This is a genomic window from uncultured Bacteroides sp. (assembly GCF_902491285.1).
In the GTDB taxonomy this organism is placed as follows: Bacteria; Bacteroidota; Bacteroidia; order Bacteroidales; family Bacteroidaceae; genus Bacteroides.
Genome location: NZ_CABUHK010000145.1, coordinates 1 through 6,201, shown reverse-complemented (window position 1 = coordinate 6,201; position 6,201 = coordinate 1). Strand labels below are relative to the sequence as shown.

General features: G+C 37.3%; 6 protein-coding genes. All 6 read left to right on the top strand.

Annotated elements, in window-relative coordinates:
* Positions 1-610 (top strand): transposase (locus RDN93_RS21350; RefSeq protein WP_308747340.1); only part of this gene is annotated, 610 nt, incomplete at its 5' end.
* A gap of 201 nt (positions 611-811) precedes the next feature.
* A complete protein-coding gene (locus tag RDN93_RS21345; RefSeq protein WP_308747339.1) occupies positions 812-1,333 on the top strand; it encodes a hypothetical protein in 522 nt (173 codons plus the stop codon).
* A gap of 344 nt (positions 1,334-1,677) precedes the next feature.
* The gene (locus tag RDN93_RS21340) at positions 1,678-2,976 is read left to right on the top strand and encodes an AAA family ATPase (protein ID WP_308747338.1); all 1,299 of its coding nucleotides are present in this window, start codon (positions 1,678-1,680) and stop codon (positions 2,974-2,976) included.
* A gap of 4 nt (positions 2,977-2,980) precedes the next feature.
* Positions 2,981-3,592, top strand: a complete 612-nt coding sequence (locus tag RDN93_RS21335) for an RloB family protein (protein ID WP_308747337.1) — start codon at positions 2,981-2,983, stop codon at positions 3,590-3,592.
* A gap of 20 nt (positions 3,593-3,612) precedes the next feature.
* The gene (locus RDN93_RS21330; protein WP_308747336.1) at positions 3,613-5,058 is read left to right on the top strand and encodes a hypothetical protein; all 1,446 of its coding nucleotides are present in this window, start codon (positions 3,613-3,615) and stop codon (positions 5,056-5,058) included.
* 3 nt (positions 5,059-5,061) lie between these two features.
* Positions 5,062-6,126, top strand: coding sequence for a hypothetical protein (locus tag RDN93_RS21325; protein WP_308747335.1), 1,065 nt, complete (start codon positions 5,062-5,064; stop codon positions 6,124-6,126).
* Positions 6,127-6,201 lie beyond the last annotated feature (75 nt).

Here is a 6,201-nt window from a genome sequence, read left to right as displayed (position 1 = left end):
ATATACGGTTTACAGGATGTACGATGGTGAAGACTCAAAGGTGCTTCATATAGGATGCTGGACGCACTGTAGAAGGTTGTGGGTTGATGCCCTGCCTTCAGACAGAACAGCGATGGACATAATAGATTCTATCGGTGAGATGTTCAGAAATGAAGACCTGTTCCGTATGATGAAACTCAGCGGTGAGCAGATTAAGGAAAGAAGGCTTAAGCTTACAGGACCGATTCTTGAACGTATCCATCATAAGGTGGTCATTATGATGCAGGATGCGAAGATTATGGCTAACGAACTGATGAGAAAGGCCGTGAACTATACGATAAACCAGTGGAAATCCTTGAGAAATATCCTCAAGGACGGTTCAGCGGAAATCTCGAACAACCTCTGTGAGCAAAGGATGAAACCTGTAAAGCTGCTGCTCAAGAACTGTATGAACGTAGGCAGTGAGGATGCGGCAGAAAACTCTGCATTCACCTTCTCTCTGATAGAAAGCTGTAAGTTGAACGGCATAGACCCTCAGGATTACCTGAAGCACTTGTTTGAATGTATTCTTCATGGTAAGGACTGCGACAAGAAGGCTCTTCTGCCATGTTTCTATAAACCGGAATGTTAAAACAAAAATATTTTCTTACGGGCATTTTTATTTTATCGGCTGAAAGACAGCCGATAAAATTGGCGTGGCGGAAAATAGTATGGTTACTTATTATTGTGTTGCATTTTAGCAATTACAACTTTTAGTTGTACGGACAGATATGATGATGTAGAAGTACAAAAATCTATCATACCTCACACTCTTGCAGAAGACCTGAACATTGTGAATAAGTTCATAAAGATTGATACGGTCAATTATTCTTATGCGGTTTCAATTGGTGATAGCATAATTCAGGCAGATAATATTTCTGTGGATAATCTTATTACGATTCTTAAGAATATTGATGAATTGAATAATAAGATAAAGGAAAGTATTCGTAAAGGGGAGATTACGACCTTGTTGCTTTCGACAGAAAATGAATTTAAGTCGTATACTATTGGTAGTAGTAACAGTGTGTCTTTTATAGATGAAAAAGGGACGCGTAGCAATCTTGTTTCTACTCGAGGATATCCCTCATTGTCATTCTATGGTGGTAACTGGGGTATTTCTAATTCTTCTTTTGAAGGATCGGATAAAATTACGAGTTCTTTTTCAGTGGATTATTGCAGTGGCTATTGGCAGGCATCGTTTACTTGTTACACGGGAACTTCTTCGTATGGTAATACATTTACTATGTATAGTTCAAGTACTACTCATGGAAATGTTAATAGGTATTGGTGGGCTACAAGATATAAAGTTCTATAATAAACTGATTTACTATATTTTATAGCGTGTATAAAAGGATAGTTTTGTAATTTAGCACCATTTTAGTACCACTATTTAGCCATCGTAAATAAAATCAAGGGATGGTGCAAAATGGCATTGGATAATTAATTTCCCCGGCTGCATAAACCACATTCGTTTACCGCCCTCAAATCGATCAACACTTTCCAGAGATAATCAGACGGTTAATTTATAGCTCTAATAAATAGTCGTTCGTTGATTTTGTATTCACATTTCGTAGTTTTTCTACAATAATCGTATTTATGGTTTATTGTATGAGATTTTATTTGTATCTTTGCACCATACAATAGATAAAATCAACGATTATGATAGCAGAGTTCAGCATTGAGAATTTTTTCTCCATTAAATCGGTTCAGAAAATCAGTTTTGAGCCGTCGGCAGATACTTTTATGTCTGATGAGTATTCGTATGAAGTTAAGGACGGAGTAAGATTGCTGAAAGTGGGCATTATCTATGGTGCCAACGCTTCCGGCAAAACGAATATATTGAATGCCATCGAATTTTTCAAGATGCTGGTTTTGAGAATGCCTAAAGACCGGACCGAAAAGACAGGGGTTGTCCCTTTCATGTTGGATGACACTTCGAGGAACGAAAAGACAAAGATGTCAATGGTGTTCTATATCAATCAGTCGAAGTACATCCTCAGTTTTGAATTGGATGCAAAGCATATCTATTCCGAGACATTGATTGTTTATGATTCCATTCGCCCTACCAAGCTGTATAACCGAAGTTATGATGCTGCGACAGATTCCTCGACTATCGACTTTGGCGTAAACCTGAAAATGACAAAGAAAAGCCAGGATGTAATTTCCGGCAACACTATCAATAATTGCAGTGTGCTTGCCGCATTTGGCAAAAGCAACGTGGAACGGACAAGGCTGAATGATGTGTACGATTATTTTGCCAAGCAGGTAAAAGATGTACTGGCTCCCGGTATGTTGCTTTCGGGATATGTCAAATCACGATTGGATAAAGACGAGGCAGGAGATTTGAAGGAATTCATTTTAAATTTCCTGAAAGCGTCCGATTTCAATATAGAAGATGTGGTATTACATGAAGAGGAAGAGCTGATTACACCTGAATTGGAACAACTGATTCAGAATGCCCCTATTGATAAAGATGCAAAGGCTGAAATGCTTAGAAAGGGGAAAATTACAAATACGGAACTGACCTTCAAGCATAAGGCAGGCGATAAAGTATATGATTTGTCGGAAGAATACGAGTCCAATGGTACCATGAGATTCTTGGGAATGGCGGTGATACTGAATTTCTTGTTAAAGACCAATCGGTTTGTACCCATTGATGAAGTGGAGACAAGTATTCATTATGAACTGTTGGCTTATTTCCTGAAAGTCTTTCTGGCAAACAGTAACGGAACATCCCAAATGCTCCTGACCACACACGACATCAATCTTCTCAATGAAGATTTCATTCGCCGTGATACGATATGGTTCACCGATAAAGACGAACTCGGCGAAACTAAAATTGTGCGTCTTTCTTCTCTTGGACTGCATAAAAATCTTTCCCCATATAATGCTTACAAGCAGGGAAAATTGGTAAAGTTGCCGTTCTTGGGTAGTCAGTATATCAACCTGAATGACTAATGATATGGGACGGACAGTAACAAAAAGTATCGCCATCATTGGTGAGGGAGAAACGGAATGGTTCTATTTCGATTCTCTAAGGATTGCGTGTCGTTATCCTTTCAAGGTCGCTCCGGATTTTCCGCAGCACAGCGACATCAATCATATTTTGAAACTGGTAGAATCCTATTTGAACAAGCAATATGATTATATCGTATGCCTGTTTGATATGGACAGGTTATATCAATATCCTTCCGAAATGCAACTGTACCAACGAGCAAAGAAAGAGTATAGCAAGAAGAAATATGCCGGAAAGGTTATGTTCGTGGAAACGAATCCTTGCACGGAATTTTGGTTTCTACTCCACTTCTTGCCTAATGTGGTTTGTCGGCGATATGAGAGTTACGAACAACTGCTTCCCGAATTGCAGAAATATATGCCGGGGTATGAAAAGACAAAACGATATTTCATACGCACCAACCTCTATAAATACCTGACAGAGAATGGCGATTTGGAACGGGCGATGTCAAACTCAGAAAAGTTATGTCAACTCTGCAAGGAATCGCCAGAGGATTTGAAGGCATATTCCGAGATTCACAAGGTTATAGGACTACTTAATAATGTAGTTTTGAATTAAAATACTAATTTGCAATAAATATGTCATTAACATACAGTAGATTTTTTAAAGTAAAGCACAAGGATTTTCTGCAAAAAGGAGTATATAATGCTTTTTTGGATAAAGACTCTTTGCTTCATATAGATCCGCTTCTTCTTAAAGGAAGTCGAATACCCGAATTTAAAGATGCATATACCGAATTCTTTAACTATTTTAGATTATTTATTCCTTTAGTAAAAGCTTCAAAAACTGACGGTCTTCAAGACCGTTTCTTTAAGCAAATAGTAAAAAGATTTACTTTCAAGGAAATTCCAAATACAGGATTGGGGTTTTCGAAAGGAAACACAAGGGGAAGAGGTATAAGTGGTGCAATTTCCAGACAACTCGCCCATAGTGCATACGCCATCATAAATGCTGGTCTTGAAGATCCTGAGATATTTGGTTTAATGCAGTTAATAGAGGACAATATGGCGGCTGATAGAATCAGTGATATGACCATTGCCATTCTGCAAAAACATTTCTTGGAGTATACGCAAAGGATAGCACAGGAAATGGGGCTAACAACTCATCCCTACACATTCCAGTATGGGGTAGTGTTTCAAGTTCCATATTATAATGGTAAGCCCCTTCATTTTATTCCAGAGTCATTCTTGGCAAATCTTCCAGTCGCACATGATTTTGAAGATATAGACAGTGTATGTAATTACAATAATCGGCTCAAAAGGAAAATTGCAGAACTGATTGGTATTAATTGGAGTGAATATAAAGATTATAAAAAGAAAGACTGGAAGAATCTTATTGTTGAGAATAAGGATTGTTATGAAGCTGTAATTAACTTTTATAAGAGTCTCAAAGCAGTGCCGTATGATTTCGTAGCAGATAATAAGAATCAGTATCGAGATGTATTGCTTCAAGAACTATTAGACGAAATTCCATTCCAAAAGCCAACTGGATATGAAAACGAACAGGATGAGGTTTATAGGCTTACGTTGGCAATGTGCCAACAATTCAAACATTTGGTTGAACACAATAGGCTTTCGGAGTTGTTCTATCGAAATCATCGAACGCCAGACGAAACCGATTGGCAGCTTCTATTATACACTGTGGCTGACACATATAAGATAGCAGGCAACTTAGACTTGGCTATAACACGTGAAGACAACCCAGGTGTAGGTGAAATTGATTTTCATATAACAAAAGGTTCAAAGGCTAATACCGTCATTGAAATCAAACGTTCTACGAACGAGAATCTTGTTCATGGATATAGGAATCAGTTGCCAGCCTACATGAAAGCAGAGCGAGCACAATCCGGCATTTTTATGGTAATTATGGAAAAGGACAATATTGAAGAAATTAAGCGGAAGATTACGGAAGTGCAAAAGAATATGAAAGATAATGGTGAGTACATCCCTGAGGTTATTTACATCAATGGTATGAAACAACATTCTGCAAGCAATAGAAACTACCAAATCCCAGAAATCGGTTAAAGTATGGAAAAACAGATAACTGAATTATTTGATAAGTTAAGACAAACTCTTCCTACACCCCAAGAGAAGATCAGCGAGTTTACATTTTACGATTCTATTGGTACACAAATCAATGATGCTCTTGGAAATCTAAATATTCTTGAAGTAAAGTTACACGATGTAATCATGAGGAATGTCTTCAAGGGTATCGATTATTATTCCATCGTAGGATTGGTGCCAATGTGGGTTCGCAATAATGGGCATAGTCAAGAAGGATGTCTTTCTAAAGAAGATTTTGAAAAACTTGTGCAGGCAAATAATAATGAACTCACTTATAGGTTACTGTATTATTATGATTGCGAAATGTTGATGTCTTCTTTCCAAAATAGGACATCAGTATTGGTTAGGCTAATTAACAAAATATATGAAATTCTAACGCCTAATCTATCCCGTGACATTAAAGAGTATGATGATGTGGCTTTCGGAATTGGCACACAAGGTATTGATGTTTATACATATCTCAACTCGCTTATTATAACCCTCGCTTCAAGCTTTGACCTCATAACTAAAGTTGCTTACGAATTGCAAGAAATGCCTAGTGTAAATTTTTCATCTTATCCTAATATGAAAAGTGCAAACATTACGTATGGTAAACGCAAGTGGCTTGGTGACAATTTAACGGTAGAGAATACACTATTTGCAAAAAAGGAACTTGCATGTATTCGAACTATTGAGAGTTTACGTGATGAAATTATCCATAATGGATCACTCGATTTTCATTATGCCCTTTATCATGGATTGATTAAAGATAATATTGAGCAATGGATCTTTTTTCCAGATTTAAACGAAAGTGGAACTCTAAAGAATATAAAAGCACGTAAAAAATTCTATCCTGATTGTACTCGCACATTCAACGTGGTACTTCCTCCACTTTTACTTGAGGTTGTAGGATGTTTGGAAAAGACTTTAAACGTGCTGATATCAACTTTTGAGTGTTCTTGCACTGACAACAAACAAAATTTTCTGGGTTTTAAGAAAGAAATATCAGGCTGGTATGGGAAAACCAGTAATATAGAATTAAACAAATAATTTTTATGGCCATATTATCTTGTAACCATTCTATTTTCCGCCTTGACATAAGTTGTTAGCCGACATATCTTTGCG

Bases quoted from the DNA above. Each gene is read 5' to 3' on its own strand.
- RDN93_RS21340 (WP_308747338.1), top strand. From the start codon at position 1,678: ATGATAGCAGAGTTCAGCATTGAGAATTTTTTCTCCATTAAATCGGTT.
- RDN93_RS21335 (WP_308747337.1), top strand. From the start codon at position 2,981: ATGGGACGGACAGTAACAAAAAGTATCGCCATCATTGGTGAGGGAGAA.
- RDN93_RS21330 (WP_308747336.1), top strand. From the start codon at position 3,613: ATGTCATTAACATACAGTAGATTTTTTAAAGTAAAGCACAAGGATTTT.
- RDN93_RS21325 (WP_308747335.1), top strand. From the start codon at position 5,062: ATGGAAAAACAGATAACTGAATTATTTGATAAGTTAAGACAAACTCTT.